Consider the following 14,522-nt stretch of genomic DNA (forward strand, 5'->3'; position numbering starts at 1 on the left):
GTAATGACTGCTGGAGAGCAGTCATCGTCGTTCCCAACCATTCCATATTAAATTCATACAAAATCTTACTTACGGTGCGTTTGGGAAGAGGCTAGTCCTTGGACTCCTCATCCTTTGAATCCAGATCGTCGAGGTCGAGATTCTCTACAAAGTCCTTGAAGACTTCGAGGCGGTCTTCCGAATCTTCCATTTCTTCTCCCGCCTCCACGTCCTCCTCTGGCACAGAAGACGCTTCTTCCATGACCTCTTCGGCGACGAAAATGGGAACGTTGACTCGAACAGCGAGTGCAAGCGCATCAGAAGGACGCGAATCGATTTCAAGTTCGCGCCCGTCGACGGACAGGATGATGCGCGCGTAGAAAACGTCGTCTTTCAACTCTGTGATGTTGACGCGTACGACGCTGGCATCGTGGGTTTGTAGAACGTTTCGGAGTAGATCGTGGGTTAATGGGCGTGCGACTTCGAGTTCCTGCAGGCTGAGTGTGATTGCGTCGGCTTCGAAAGGGCCGATCCATATCGGCAGGAAGCGATCGGAGTCAAGTTCTCGTAGAATAATGATCCGCTGGGGAGACATTAGGCTTACACGAATACTGTCGACGACTACCTCTACAAAATTCATTGCCTCCGTCCGCTTTCGTGACTTGGTTGAGGGCATTCTAACACACCGAAGATATGGAAGCAATGAGAATTCTCTATTCTGCCTGGTTTTAACATCTGCTATCATTGGTTTGGGCTCGTTTCGTCCAAACCAGGACTTCGTGTCGGCGTGAAATCGTAGACCGGCAGAAAGCCGAGGTGAGATGCTGGATTCGCTGTTCAAACCACGCGGAGTGGCCGTTATCGGGGCTTCGACGAATCCGACCAAGTTGGGCTACGGCGTGGCGCGGAATCTGGTCGTCTCCGGATACCGGGGTAAGCTGTATTTCGTGAATCCGCGCGGCGGAGTGCTCTTCGACCGGGAGCTGTATGTCGATGTCAGTTCTGTGCCCGATCCGCTCGATCTGGCCATCATCATCATCCCCGCAAAAGCGGTGCCGGACGTACTCGAGGAATGTGGCCAGCGCGGCGTGCGTTACGTGATCGTCGGTTCGGGAGGCTTCCGGGAAACCGGCCCCGAAGGCGCCGCTCTGGAGCAGCGCTGCCTGGAAATAACTCGCAAGCACAAAATCCGCGTGTTGGGTCCCAACTGCATCGGTTTCCTGGACACCCATTTGCCCATCGATACCACCTTTCTGCCGCTGCCGGGTCCCACCCAGGGGGACATCGGTTTCGTCTCGCATTCCGGCGCGGTGTGCGAGGCCGTGATCGACTGGGCACGCGGCCAGGGTTTCGGATTGTCCCGCCTGGTCAGTATGGGGAATCAGATGGATTTGAACGAGAGCGATCTGCTTCCGGCGGTCGCCATGGATGCCCACACCCGTGTCGTCGCCATGTATCTGGAAGGCATCGTCGACGGTGCGCGTTTCATCGACCAAGCGCGCCGGGTCACGTGTGAAAAACCGGTCATCGCCATTAAAGTGGGCGTTTCGGAGGCGGGCCGGGCGGCGGTCGCTTCGCACACCGGCGCACTCGCGGGCCAGGACAAGGCCTACGACGCGGCCTTCCGCAAGGCGGGGGTGATCCGCGCCCGACACAGCGAGGAGATGTTCAATTGGGCCCAGGCGCTGGCCTGGTGCCCCCTACCACAGGGAGACCGGGTGGCCATCCTGACCAACGCCGGCGGTCCCGGGGCGATTGCCTCGGATGCCATCGCGGCCAACCATCTGAGTCTGGCAGCGCTGGGTGACGAGACGGTTCGCAAGCTGAAGTCCTTGCTGCCTTCCACGGTGTCCATTCGCAATCCCATCGATTTGCTGGCGGGCGGCGGGCCGCAGGAATATGCCGAGTGCCTCGGCGCGCTGATCGAGGACGACTCCGTCGATGCGGTGATCGTCATCCTGGTGCCGCCGCCGATGAGCACCGCCGCAGAAGTGGCCGGAGCACTCATCCCCTTGATCCATTCCACATCCAAGCCGGTCGTGGTGACGCTCATGGGTCAGGATCTGATCGAGCACGCGGCGCGCATGTTCCGGCAGGCGCGAATTCCGGACTACCGTTTCCCGGAGAGGGCGGCCTCGGCAATACGGGTGCTGCTGCAGCGTGCCGTTCACCTGCGCACGGTCGAGGAAACAGCGCAGCCGATCCGGGGCATTCATCCCGCTCGAGCGCGTAAAAAACTCGAGAGCGCTGAGGTTGGGGAAGGGGATTTCATCGGACCGAGCCTGGCCGCCGAGATCGTCCAATCCTACGGGTTGCAATCCGCTGCCGAAGTGCTTACGAAAAGTGTGGAAGAAGCGCAGCAAGCGGCGAACGAGGTGGGTTTCCCGTTGGCGTTGAAAGTTGCCTCCGCCGACATTCCCCACAAATCGGACGTTGGCGGTGTGCTGTTGAACGTGCGGGACGCCGCGCAGTTGGAAAGCGGTTTTGCGACGATCGTCGAACGCGCGCGCGCGACGGCGCCGGAGGCGAAAATCGAAGGCGTGATCGTGCAGCCGATGATCGAGCAAGGTCAGGAAGTGATCGTGGGTGTCGTGCGCGACCAGCAGTTCGGACCGCTGGTGATGTTCGGCTCCGGCGGCGTGGAGGTGGAAGCGCTCAGGGACGTGGCCTTTGAATTGGCGCCCCTGCGCCGTTTCGAGGCCGAGCGCATGCTCGAGTCCACCTGGGCGGGTAAACGCTTGAAGGGATACCGCAACCTTCCCCCCGCCGATCGGGAGGCGGTGATCGAGGCTTTGCTGCGTATCGGACAGTTGGCCGTCGATCTGCCGGACGTGATGGAAGTGGAAATCAATCCGTTGTGCGTGCTGCCCGAAGGTGAAGGCGCGGTGGCGTTGGACGTGCGCTTACGCAAACGCGTTCGAGATAAAGAGTGAGGCAGGATCATGCATGAGACTGAAGGAAATCGGGATCGAGCAACGACAGACGTTCGACGGAAGATCATCATTTGGTGCCTGCAGTCCGTGGTGGGGCTGGTTGGCTATGGGGTGATCATCTTCCTCGCCGCGGGTACAGTGAAATGGCTCTGGGGGTGGTTGTTCCTCGCCTCGGTCGCGGTGATGCTTTTCGGTCAACCCATCCTGCTCGTTCCCATCAGCCCGGAGACTTTCCTCGAGCGCGCCGGCGGTTTACGGCAGGAAGGCGGAAAGCGCTGGGATCGCTGGCTGGCTGCGGTTGCCGGCGGGATCTTGCCCATGGCATCGTGGATCGTGGCCGGGTTGAACCTGCGTTACAACTGGCAGCCCACGCCGCCCGCGCTCATGCACGTCGTGGGATTGGTCCTCGTCGCCATAGGTTGGTTCCTGTTCCTCTGGGCCATGGCATCGAACGCCTACTTCTCCGAAGTCGTACGCATCCAGGCGGAACGCGGCCATGCGGTCGCTACGAACGGGCCGTATCGCGTCGTGCGCCATCCGGGCTATGCGGGGGCGATTCTGGCGTTTCTGGGCGTGCCGTTTCTGCTCGGCTCCTACTGGGCGCTGATCCCGGCCGTGTTGGGAATAGCCGGATACGTGCTGCGCACGGCGCTCGAGGACCGCACGCTGCAGGATGAATTGGGGGGATATCGGGAATACTGCAGTAGGGTAAGGTATCGATTGTTGCCGGGTATATGGTGACCGAAATCAGAGGGTTTGATAGGCGCTGCACGTTTTTCCGTGGATGATGATAAAAACGAAGTTAATAATCCGGCCCCCCAAACACCGTCGGTCCGATCAGTTTGTCCAGGTGCAGCAGGATCGTCTGGATGCGGCCGTCCTGCTCGGGATTCCGCTCCAGTCGCTGTTGGATTTCCAGCAGGACCTGGCGATAGGTGTTGAGGAACTCGAAGCAGCGATCGGAACGACGCAGTTGATGTGCCTTCCAGGAACGGATCAGATGCGACACCGAATCGGACACGACGTCCTGGAAGGCCTCGTGTCCCTTGCGTTGGAGGTAGCGTTTTGAATTCAGACGCCGCGCCAACTGCAGATCGCGCCATGCGGTGAGCAGCGTTTTTCCCGGCCCAATGTCCTCGCCCGGGTGCGAGCCGCGCACTTCCCAGGCGCCCACACCCACCCAGGTCGACTCCAGGCCGTGATCTCTCAGCCTGGCCTTGCGTTCCTCTGTATGGAAACGCTCGGTGAGATCGCGGCGCGTGGCTGCGCTGTCCGCAGCGCCGTCTTCACCAGCGTCTGCTTCTGCGATTTGCGCTTCGTTCTCGAGGATGCGGAAAGGCTGCATTGCGAGGAATTCCTCGACTTTACGCTGCGCCACGAAATCGCGGATCTCGCGTTTGACGATGGAGGGTAGAACGCTCTCCCAGCGGCTCGTCCCCTTGCGGGTCACCGGTTGGCCGTATACCAGACGACGCACGCTGCGTTCATCGAACGGATAGGGATTTTCGAGCGTGCGTTTTTGCTCGCCGCTGTACACGCGGAAAACCACCTGGACGTCGCGCGCGTAGACCTCGATCCCGTCGCGCGTGACCGCCATGATCTCGTCCAGTTGGCTGTGACGATCGCGCAGATCGACGACGTCGCGAAGGCGCGTGAACCCTTCGATGTGTCGATCGCCGCGCGCGAACACGTCGGGGATCGCCGCTTCCTCGCGCTGTTGGGCGCTGAGCACTCTGGGATAGCCGTTCTCCGATTCGAACACGGCTGCGAAACCGAGATGCACATCCACGTAGCCTGGCCCCCCGATGAGTATCACGGGATTCTCGGCGTTTTCCGCCTCGAGCGTTTCCAGGTTGCCTTGATCGACCCGCAGGACCGGGTAGTTCAATCCGAGGATTGCGCCTACGAGGTAGCGGTACGCCGTCCAGACCGATTCGGTGTCGAACAGATCGGCGAGGTAGCGCGCCGCGACGTACAGCCCGAGCATCGCCGCCGCGATGACCGGCAGGATGTACACCAGGACTTCGGGTTGGAAGAACGGGGTGAGGATGTTCAGCAGCAGGAAGCCGATGGGGCCCAGCTCGTTCTGCAGTTCGGGATCGAGCTCCCCCGGAAATCCCTGGGCGACGACGATGAGGAACCAATACGCGGCGAACGCAACAGCCGTGACGAATAAACGCAGGAAGGCGCCGCCGCGATTGCGGGCCAGGAAATGGGTGCGCGCCTGCCGGCTCAATCTGCCGAGATAGGCCATCGCCGGAAAACGCATCAGCCAGCGTTTGGGCCGCTCGAAAAGCGAGGAGGAGAAGGACGGTTTCACGATTCCCCTCCCGGCTCACGGCAGTCCTTATCGAGTGTGGACAACTCCCGGGCGATGTCGAGCAACTCGGCTTTCAAGGCCGGACTTTCTTCGACCATCTCGTCGCGTGAACACAGATCGACGGCGTCCTTGAGGATACAGCGCATTGTGTCCTGTCTGCTGAGCGTGGGGTTTTTCCGAATCTGCTCGTAAAGTACGCCGCTCAACGCATCAAAGAGGATTTCACTGGCCTCCATCTGTCCCTGTTCGATGGCTCGGGTAGCCTGTTCCTGCGCGTCGGCGAGGACATTTTGCACGTCGCTCGCCCATTCGTGACGCCAGGCTTCCATGCGCTCCTGCTGTATGTCCCTGGGGAGATAGAGATGCGAGAGATCGACGTCGAGTACGCGAATGCCGCGCGACTGCAGGATTTTCCAATCCCGCTGTGAAGAATTATCGTCGTTGTCATCTGTTTGCGTATCGTTTTTCGGTGTGGTCAAACGGCGCAGGATGTCGTCCCGTACGGTTTGAAGGGGTTGTGCGCTTTTGGAATCGAAGCTGGTCAGTTCCTTGAGACTCTTGCCCTTGATGATTTCGCGCCACAGATCGATGGTCAGCCGCAGTGGCAGTTCCGTCCAGGGCAGGTCTTCCGCCTCGCCGTACACGTGTCCGTAGACGGCCTTTTCGACGGCCGAGGATTTCCAGGGGTAGGGCGGCCGGCGGGCGAAACGTCCTTCGTGGGGCTCGACGTGCTCGCCCGGATCGAGCATGAATTCGACGGAGATGTCCGTCGAAACCGGGATGCCGTCCTTCGTCACGGCGAGTGAATTGACCGATTCGAGCGCGGCCGCTTCCCCCGAAGGCGGGATGAATCCCTCCACGGCGCGGATTTGACGGCGCAGATCGGCGGCTTCCTCGATGCGTTCGCCCGGATCGGTGAAGACCAATCCGGGACCGACGGAGCGGGTGAATTTGACGTCCGTGCGCAGGACCGCCGCCGAGGCGTAGTCGATGAGCAGCACGCCGGGTCCGCTGCGGCTGCGTTCGTCGTGCGCTTCGATGACTTCCCCGTTGCGCAGGAAAGTGACCGGTCCGCGTTCGCCCAATAAAAAACCGAACAGCCTGCGGACGCTGGCCGAGCGCTCCGCATTTGCGCGCACGGGGAGCACGAATTGTGCGCCTGCGGCGACCGTTGAAAAGAGAACCACCAGCGCGAATCCGAGGTGCGTCGCGGCGGTGATCGTCGTGGATGAGGCCTCGCCGACGATGGCCAGGAGGAACAGTCCGGTGCTGCCGCCGAAGAGTGCCAGACTGAGAATCGTGGCGATCCATTGGCGCGGGTCCTGGGCGGAGAACGTCAGGGAGAAGGTGAAAAAGCAGAACGTGAGTGAAATGCACAACCCGCCCCATAGTCCCACGAAACGCAGCAGCGCGGGCGGAGCAGCTTGTACGTCTGCGGCGCGGAGCAAGAAGTAATACGGCAAGCCGATCAAGCACAAACACAGGAATAAGATGAAGCCGGTGCGGCGTCGAAGCGGTATCTTGTTCATGCTTCCGTGATTGTATCCTAAAGGCGGGGTGAGGCCAAATCTGTTCCATAATGCCGGGGTACGTCGCGGTAGGCTTGCGCAGTTTTCCGAAATCGGCGATGCTACCCCAACGCTGCGACGAGGAGGACGTCGATGCACAGGTGGAGTCGATATGGGTTGCCGTTTCTGGCGTTCATGACTTTAACACTTTCGGCCTGCCAGGTAATGGATCCCGTCATCCGGCGCACCTCCACGCCGGTTCCGGATCGGCCTCCGCAGCCCAGGGTGTACACGACTCCGGTGAATCTGTTCGATGACTTCAGCGATTCGGCGAGCGGTTGGGAGATCGGTGAATACAGCGTGGGCAGTGTAGGCTATCGCGAAGGGGAATATTTCGTTCGCGTCGAAGACGAGGATGTTTTTACCTGGGGGCAGCGCTTCGAGTGGTATGGGGACGTGACCATCGAAGTGACGGCCCGCCAGGCCAGCGGACCGGAAAGCAACGATACGGGCTACGGCGTGATGTGCCGGGTGAACTACGACCCGGATATCGGCGAGCTCGAAGGCTACGCCTTTCTCGCTGCCGGTGACGGTTATTATGCGATCGCGCGCTACGTCGGCGGCGACAGCCAGCTCCTCGTCGGATGGGAGAAATCCGACACGGTCCGTCAGGGCAGCGGGTCGAACGACCTGGAGGCGATCTGCGCCAGCGAGCGCTTGATCTTCTACGTCAACGGCGTGCGCCTGGCTGAAACCCGGGACGAGAGCTTTTCGAGCGGGGACGTCGCCCTGATCGGCACAACGTACGATTCCGGGGCGGCGGAATTCCGCTTTGACAATTTTTCCCTGTCCTCTCCCTGAACCGTGCGGCACGCTCCGCCTTCGCCGCGGCACGCGAGGGACAAATAGATACTTGCCTTATCGCGCCACTCGATATACTCTTAGGTTGTTCGCACTGAACAATTCGTATCGGAATCGAGAACACTCCTATGGTCACTCGTCAATCGGAATTGATCCGGGTCCTGGGGAGTCTTGCCGAAGATCTCCCCAACCCGCTCTGGGTGGCGCTGGTCGACAACGACGGACTCGTCGTGGCCAGCGTGCCGCCAGATCCGCCCGCAGAGCCGGAGTCCTTCTCGGCGATGACGGCCGCCTCGGTGATGATGGGCGAGCGTGTGTTGAACGAGATCGCCGGCGGCAATCTGCGCTACACCAGCGTCGCCGGTTCGGATCGTCAACTGCTCACCGTCGCGCTCAGCAAAGAGCGTTTGCTTTCGATCGGTCTGGGGCCGGAGGTTCCCCCTCACGACACGTTTGGTCCATTGAGTCGTAGGGTTCCTGAACTACTCAAAGCGCTCAAGCGACGCTATGGGAGTGAACTGTAACGCCATCGTCGATCATCCGGTCCTTCCACCACAAACGACCAGCATGTATGCCCGAGGGGTTGGTTCCCATTCGTCTCAGATGAAATTGAGTTCATGTGCATGAACTGCGATATAAATACAGGGCTGCTCGATTTAAACCATTGCCTTCACAGGCCCATAGGGAGGGAAACCCATGCGTAAACGATTCCCACTCGTCGCGACGCTGTTCCTCGTACTTGCGATTCTAGCCTGCAACCTGCCGCAGCCGGGACCGACCACAGAAGCGCCGCCGGTGGAAGAGACGCCGACGGAAGAACCCACCCTCGAATCGACGGCGACGGAAGAGCCCGCACCGGAACCGCTTGTGGTCATTTTCGCAGGCGGTAATTTCGAAATCTACAACCTGGACGGCACGTTGAGCGAGACGCGGCCCGCAGCCGGGTTGACGAATTGGGCGCATCCCAATTCGTACCAGATCATCGGGGATGCGATCTATTACGTCGATAGCGGCGGGACCGGCATGAGTGGTTCGGTAAAGCGCGTGACCTCCGGCGGTGTCGACGATCTTGCCTTCACCGCCATCCCCAACATGAAGATCCTTACCTTCTCCGTTAATGCAGACGAGAGCATGATCGCCTGGGCTGCTGCGGAATGGGCGAACAGCGAGCTTTGGACGGCAAACATCGACGGTTCCGACACGCACACGGTGACGCAGTTCGATCCGACGAGCGGTATGGACGAGTTCTACGTGCTTGAAGTCTATCGCTGGAGCCAGGCGGGCAATCTATTCTACGTGTGGCAGATTTCGGGCATCGGGGATCTGCTCTATTTCGGCTACTCCAGTATGTACGGCTACGATCCGGCGACGAACACCTACTCGACCTATTATCCGGCATCCACAGGTGGTGGAATGCTTTGTTGGAACGTCATTTCACCCGATGACACATTATTGACCGGCACTTGCGATGGGGGATCGGGGATCCAGGGATTGCGCGAGCGGAATCTGGCGACTTCCGCCGAGACGGTGCTGCCGCTGCTGCCCGACCAACAGCAAACCGGTGGCGTCTCGTATTCGCCCTCCGGCACCCAACTGGCTTTCGCCTTTGGAAGCAGAGGCATGGATCCAGGGGATATCAATGGCTGGATCGCCGTGCGCACTGCGCCGGGCGTGGATCCCACGGTCATTGCCTCGACCGCCAACGGCTACTTCCAGAAGACCGCCTGGGCGTCCGAAACCCTGCTCGTCGTGCAGGGAACGGAAAACAATGACATGCAGACGTACCTGCTCACGCTGGACGGCGCCATCACATATTTTGCGGACGGGGAGCTGATCGGCCTGATGTGGCCGTGAAATTCCGCCGAGAGTCGAACGACCCTGACTGTCTACACCGTGTCTGCATTCACGCGAATGAGAAGGAATATACGCCATGACTGACGAACAGACTCCAATCTCGCCGGTAGTAACGAACGCCGATCCCGATAGCAGTATGGAATCATCCGCTGTCTCTGCCTGCATCGAATGCGGCCGCCAGGATGAAACGCTGCGCATCGCATCTTATCCATACGTGTTCAGTTTGTTCATCGCAACCTTCCGCCGGGCGTATCAAGGGGTGTGGTGCCGGAAACACGGTGGCATAAAACTGACGCTGGCGGCTTTCCTGAGTGCTTTTTTCGGTTGGATGGGCTTACCGTATGGTTTGATCGCTACGCCGGGAACGCTCTTCAAACTGGCCAAAGGCGGCGTCGTGCCCGAAGAGGCCAATGCGCAGCTTCTGAAACGGATCGCCAATTTAAAGATACTAAAGGGGGATGCGCAGGGGGCCGCTCGATGCCTGGAGTCGGCCTTGTACGTTAAGGCGCAGGATGAAGATGCACAGCGGCGCCTTTCTGACCTCTACCGTAAATTTCCTGCAGCCGTGGCGCAGTCCCCCATCTCCGATCTGTTCCCCACGTTGGCCGTCCTTGCCGCAGCGGCCATCATGGGCGGCGCGATCGGAGTCCTCGACGATCTCGTCACCCGATTTCTAAACCTCAGCGGAAGTGTGGATTTCTGGATCGTCGTTTTCAGCTGGCTGCCGCTGATCGGAATGCTTTTCCTCGGCGGGGTGCTCTTCGCCAGACTGCTGACGTTCGTCTTGAAGCGCATGAACGTGCGCCAACGCTCGCTGGGGGCTGTGCTTGCCGTCTTTACGGCGCTGCTGGCGGCCTACGGCGTGGTTGGTGGATACAGCCTCAGCGAACACGTCGCCTCGCTCATCTCCGGAGTCAGTTACGGCTCGACCGGTGAGACCCTGATGAAGACGGGCTCGGTGCTTGTCCGCGGTGGTGCGTGGCTGCTGCGCGACATGCTCACCAGTGGGATGAATGTGGATTTGATCTACGTCGCCATCCTCGCCTGTGGGTTTGCGTTCTATCTGGTCTCCAATCTCACGGTCGCAGATCGTGTGATCCAATGGAAGCAGCGGCTCGAACAACTGCGTCCGCAAACGGCAGCACTACAGGGCGGAACCTCGCTCGTGAGCTGGGGCGCCCTGCTGGCCGCTGCGCTGGTCATCGTCGTCTCCTTTGCCTTTTTCACCGAAGTTTCACCCGGCACGAGACCGGGCAGCGATTATCTGGACGCCCTGGCGCGAGCGGAGATTTTGTACAGCGCCGGAGATGTTCCTGGAGCGGTGCAGATCTACCAGGAAGCCATCGCATTGAATCCGGAAGATCCCTGGGCTTATTCATATCTCGGATGGATCTACATTCAACAGGGTGAGTATGTGAAGGCCGAAGCATCATTCCTGGACGCCCTGGAACGCGATCCGGATCACGAGGACGCCAGGATGGGCTATGCGCTGACCGAGACTGCTTTAGGTCAGTACGCAGAGGCGCTTTCATATCTGCAGGCCCTGATTGCAGACAGCACGGATGACGAGGTGCGGGCGCATGCGTACTCCGCATTGAGCGATGTGCACATCGGCATGGGAGACGATGCGCAGGGGCTGCAGGATCTGCAGACGGCGGTCTCTTTGAGTCCCAATAACGCACATTTATACTCCGACCTGGGCTTTTACTATTATTCTCACGCCCAATACCCGGAAGCCGTGGAGGCCTTTTCCAGTGCTTTGGACATCGATACGGCGCTGATCGACTCGCAGTTCGGGATGAGCTTCAGCCTGCTTGCCGTGGAGGACTATGATGCGGCGGCGGAGAACTTCCAAAGCCTGCTCGACGCCGGCGTGGAAAGCTATCTCGCAGTCCAGGCCTACGTTGGCCTCGGACGCTGCCAGACGGAATTGACCCGGCCTGTCGAAGCCATTCAGAATTATGAGTCGGCGCTTGCCCTCGATCCGTCCCACATTGGAGCCTGGAATCTGGTGCTCATTGAGTATCTCAGAGTCGCCGATTTCGAAAAAGCGCTCGAACAATCGGAAGCGTATATCGCCAGTTTCCCTGCCTCGTCGACGGTCTACGCCCTGCGCGCCATCGCCGCGTACATGCTGGATGAATCTGACGTGATGGACGAAGCCCTGGAGGACGCGCTCGAAGTTCGAGGCGAGGACGCCTACGGCATGTTTTTCACCGCCTCCGCGCTCTCCAACGCGCTGCGATTTTCGGATGCGGAGGCGCTGCTCCTCGAAGCGCGCCAGATCGATCCGGATGAAGACGTACTCCTGATTTCACTGATCGAGGTCTACATCGCCGAGCAAAAGTACGACGCCGCGCTCGCCGGAATCGAAGAATACCGCGCCGTTTCCGGTGAAACGAAGGACTCATTGCTCTCCGAGGGATATTTACGAATCGAACAGGGCGACCTGGACGCGGCGGAAACTGCGTTGACCGGGGCCTTGGCGCTCGCTGCGGATGATTGGGAAGTGCGCAACGACCTGGCTTTCTTGTACCTGCAGCAGGAGCGCAACGAACAAGCGCTGATCGAAGCCCAGGAAGCGTTGAACTTGAATCCCTACTACGCTCCTGCCTACAAAAACCTGGCGCTTGCCTCCTACGAACTCGGAGACGTGGACGCGGCGATGCAGGCAGCGCTGGAAAGCTTACGCCTCAATCCGAAGTACGACGTCAGCCACTACGCCCTGGGTCTATGCTACATGCAGCAGGGAGAAGTGGATCTGGCGATCGCAGAGTTTGGAACTTTCCTCGAACTTTATTGGGATCGCCCCAGCGCACGGCGTTTTAAAGAGTCGGCGGAAATGTACCTGCAGCAGTTGTGATCCAATACGCGTTTCATGCAGTGGTTTGAACTTTTCGCCGATTTCCCCTAGACTGTAGCTGTGCTCGCCAAAGTCCACGCCGCAGCCATCATCGGGCTGGAGGGGGCAATCGTCGAAGTGGAAGTGGACACCTCGCGCGGGCTCCCCTCCTTCAAGATCGTCGGATTGCCGGACACCGCCGTGCAGGAAAGCCGCGAACGCGTGCAGGCGGCGGTGAAAAACGCCGGCTTGGTCTTCCCGCGCCAGCGGGTGACGGTCAATCTGGCGCCGGCTGCGCTGCGCAAAGAGGGTCCGGCCTACGACCTGCCCATCGCCATCGGCACGCTGGCCGCTTCGGAGCAGATCGCGCCGGAGTGGCTGGATGGCGCTCTGGCCGTGGGCGAGCTTTCGCTCGACGGTTCCGTGCGCCACATCCGCGGCGTGCTGCCCGTGGCGGCGCTGGCGCGCGAGATGGGCTTTCGACGTCTCTTCGTCCCGCAGGAGGACGCCGCCGAGGCGGCCCTGATCCCCGAGATCGAGGTGGTGCCGGTCGAATCGCTGACCGCCCTGGTCAACCATCTCTCCGGCGTGGTGCCCATCCCGGCAGCCGCGAACACCCACGGCCCCAACGGAAGCGTATACGACGGACCTGATTTTCAAGATATTAAAGGGCAGGAACATGCCAAGCGCGCCCTGGAAGTCGCCGCCGCGGGCGGGCACAACCTGCTCATGGCGGGACCGCCGGGCGCGGGGAAGACGCTGCTGGCGCGGGCGCTGCCTTCGATCCTGCCCGAGATGACCGTGGAGGAAGCGCTGGACGTGACGCGCATCTACTCCGTCGCCGACCTGCTGCCCGAAGAGACGCCCATGATCCACGTGCGCCCGTTCCGCGCGCCGCATCACACCATCTCCAACGCCGGGTTGGTGGGCGGCGGCAACTGGCCGCGGCCGGGCGAGATTTCGCTCGCGCATCGCGGCGTGCTCTTTCTGGACGAGCTGCCCGAGTTCGGCATGCGCGTCCTCGAAGTGCTGCGCCAGCCGATGGAGGACAAGGTGGTCACCATCAGCCGGGCGCGCGGCTCGTCTTCCTTCCCGGCCAACTTCATGCTCGTGGGGGCGATGAACCCCTGTCCCTGCGGCTACTACGGCGACGTGCAGCGGGAATGCACCTGCTCCAGCGCCACGGTCACGCGCTACCAGAAGCGCATCTCGGGGCCGCTGCTCGACCGCATCGACATCCACGTCGAGGTGCCGCGGGTGGACGTGGACAAGCTGACGGCCGACCGGCTTGGAGAGCGCTCGGAGGCGATCCGCGCGCGGGTAGAGGCGGCGCGAGGGGTACAGCGGAAGCGCTTTGCAGAGACATCGCTCAGTTGCAACGCCGACATGGGACCGACGGAGGTGCGGCAAATCTGCCAGTTGAACGAGGAAGGTCGGGGTCTGGTCAAGGCAGCGATGCAGCAATTGGGGATGAGCGCGCGGGCCTTCCACCGCATTTTGAAGCTATCGCGCACGATTGCCGACCTGGTCGGGAGCGAGCGCATCGAGACGCCGCATCTGGCCGAGGCGATCCAGTACCGGCCTCGGCGAACGGCCTGACTGGAAAAGGAGTGTTCTTTAATGCAACCAATTGCGTTTGTCACAGGAGCCGACCGTGGCCTAGGTTTCGCCCTCTGCGCCGGGCTGCTGGAGCGGAGTTGGCACGTCTTTGGCGGGCAGTACATGCCCGATTGGCCTGACCTGATCGCGCTGGCGGGGCGGTTCCCTGAGACGTTTCACACCGTCCCGCTGGACGTCACCTCGGTCGAGTCGGCGCAGGTCGCCGCGCAAACCGTCGCCGGGATGGCGGACCGCGTCGACATGCTGACCAACAACGCAGGCGTCATCTCGCCCACGGTGGAACGCGCGGTTGGTGAGGGTCTGGATTACGCCGAGATGCACCGCGAGTTCGACGTCAACACCCTGGGGGCGCTGCGTATGGTGGAGGCTTTCTTGCCGCTTACGAACCAAAGCGCGATAAAGCGGCTGTGCTTTGTCTCCTCGGAGGCGGGCAGCATCACCCGCTGCCAGCGCCAGGCATGGTACGGTTACTGCATGTCCAAGGCCGCGCTGAATATGGCCGTCAAGATCACGTTCAATCGCCTGCGGCCCGAGGGATACACCTTTCGCGTGTATCACCCCGGCTGGATGCGCTCCTACATGCACGGCAGTAAGAACATGGAGGC

General features: G+C 60.8%; 11 protein-coding genes. 8 read left to right on the top strand and 3 right to left on the bottom strand.

All coding sequences use genetic code 11. The features are described 5' to 3' along the window. Positions 1 to 91: 91 nt before the first annotated feature. Positions 92 to 619 (bottom strand): bifunctional nuclease family protein, encoded by a 528-nt coding sequence (locus P8Z34_07355; GenBank protein MEJ2550481.1) that lies wholly within the window; start codon positions 617 to 619, stop codon positions 92 to 94. A gap of 181 nt (positions 620 to 800) precedes the next feature. Here P8Z34_07355 and P8Z34_07360 point away from each other — a divergent pair, with 181 nt between their 5' ends. Then, a complete protein-coding gene (locus tag P8Z34_07360; GenBank protein ID MEJ2550482.1) occupies positions 801 to 2,912 on the top strand; it encodes an acetate--CoA ligase family protein in 2,112 nt (703 codons plus the stop codon). Positions 2,913 to 2,921: 9 nt separating this feature from the next. After that, positions 2,922 to 3,653, top strand: coding sequence for an isoprenylcysteine carboxylmethyltransferase family protein (locus P8Z34_07365; protein MEJ2550483.1), 732 nt, complete (start codon positions 2,922 to 2,924; stop codon positions 3,651 to 3,653). 61 nt (positions 3,654 to 3,714) lie between these two features. On the opposite strand, the gene P8Z34_07370 is transcribed toward P8Z34_07365, so the two are convergent. Together P8Z34_07370 and P8Z34_07375 are read right to left on the bottom strand one after the other, a co-directional pair. Next, complete coding sequence (locus P8Z34_07370; protein ID MEJ2550484.1) at positions 3,715 to 5,232, bottom strand: hypothetical protein; 1,518 nt, start codon at positions 5,230 to 5,232, stop codon at positions 3,715 to 3,717. Then, positions 5,229 to 6,761 (bottom strand): hypothetical protein, encoded by a 1,533-nt coding sequence (locus P8Z34_07375; protein ID MEJ2550485.1) that lies wholly within the window; start codon positions 6,759 to 6,761, stop codon positions 5,229 to 5,231. The genes P8Z34_07370 and P8Z34_07375 overlap by 4 nt, the downstream gene beginning before the upstream one ends. 132 nt (positions 6,762 to 6,893) lie before the next feature. Here P8Z34_07375 and P8Z34_07380 point away from each other — a divergent pair, with 132 nt between their 5' ends. The 6 genes from P8Z34_07380 to P8Z34_07405 form a co-directional block, all read left to right on the top strand. Further along, on the top strand, positions 6,894 to 7,601 hold the full coding sequence (locus P8Z34_07380) for a hypothetical protein (protein ID MEJ2550486.1): 708 nt from the start codon (positions 6,894 to 6,896) through the stop codon (positions 7,599 to 7,601). 128 nt (positions 7,602 to 7,729) lie between these two features. After that, positions 7,730 to 8,125, top strand: a complete 396-nt coding sequence (locus P8Z34_07385; protein MEJ2550487.1) for a roadblock/LC7 domain-containing protein — start codon at positions 7,730 to 7,732, stop codon at positions 8,123 to 8,125. Between the two features lie 172 nt (positions 8,126 to 8,297). Next, complete coding sequence (locus P8Z34_07390; GenBank protein ID MEJ2550488.1) at positions 8,298 to 9,455, top strand: hypothetical protein; 1,158 nt, start codon at positions 8,298 to 8,300, stop codon at positions 9,453 to 9,455. 76 nt (positions 9,456 to 9,531) lie between these two features. Then, positions 9,532 to 12,318: a tetratricopeptide repeat protein gene (locus tag P8Z34_07395; protein ID MEJ2550489.1), complete on the top strand. Its 2,787-nt coding sequence runs from the start codon at positions 9,532 to 9,534 to the stop codon at positions 12,316 to 12,318. 60 nt (positions 12,319 to 12,378) lie between these two features. Next, positions 12,379 to 13,896 carry a YifB family Mg chelatase-like AAA ATPase gene (locus P8Z34_07400; protein MEJ2550490.1) on the top strand — a complete coding sequence of 506 codons (1,518 nt, stop codon included), beginning with the start codon at positions 12,379 to 12,381 and terminating at the stop codon, positions 13,894 to 13,896. A gap of 21 nt (positions 13,897 to 13,917) precedes the next feature. Then, positions 13,918 to 14,522 (top strand): SDR family NAD(P)-dependent oxidoreductase (locus P8Z34_07405; protein ID MEJ2550491.1); only part of this gene is annotated, 605 nt, incomplete at its 3' end.

Source organism: Anaerolineales bacterium (assembly GCA_037382465.1).
Lineage (GTDB): Bacteria > Chloroflexota > Anaerolineae > Anaerolineales > E44-bin32 > WVZH01.

Excerpts from the sequence above, each read along its gene's own strand:
- P8Z34_07355 (MEJ2550481.1), bottom strand. The coding sequence starts at position 619 with ATGAATTTTGTAGAGGTAGTCGTCGACAGTATTCGTGTAAGCCTAATG.
- P8Z34_07360 (MEJ2550482.1), top strand. The coding sequence starts at position 801 with ATGCTGGATTCGCTGTTCAAACCACGCGGAGTGGCCGTTATCGGGGCT.
- P8Z34_07365 (MEJ2550483.1), top strand. The coding sequence starts at position 2,922 with ATGCATGAGACTGAAGGAAATCGGGATCGAGCAACGACAGACGTTCGA.
- P8Z34_07375 (MEJ2550485.1), bottom strand. The coding sequence starts at position 6,761 with ATGAACAAGATACCGCTTCGACGCCGCACCGGCTTCATCTTATTCCTG.
- P8Z34_07380 (MEJ2550486.1), top strand. The coding sequence starts at position 6,894 with ATGCACAGGTGGAGTCGATATGGGTTGCCGTTTCTGGCGTTCATGACT.
- P8Z34_07385 (MEJ2550487.1), top strand. The coding sequence starts at position 7,730 with ATGGTCACTCGTCAATCGGAATTGATCCGGGTCCTGGGGAGTCTTGCC.
- P8Z34_07390 (MEJ2550488.1), top strand. The coding sequence starts at position 8,298 with ATGCGTAAACGATTCCCACTCGTCGCGACGCTGTTCCTCGTACTTGCG.
- P8Z34_07395 (MEJ2550489.1), top strand. The coding sequence starts at position 9,532 with ATGACTGACGAACAGACTCCAATCTCGCCGGTAGTAACGAACGCCGAT.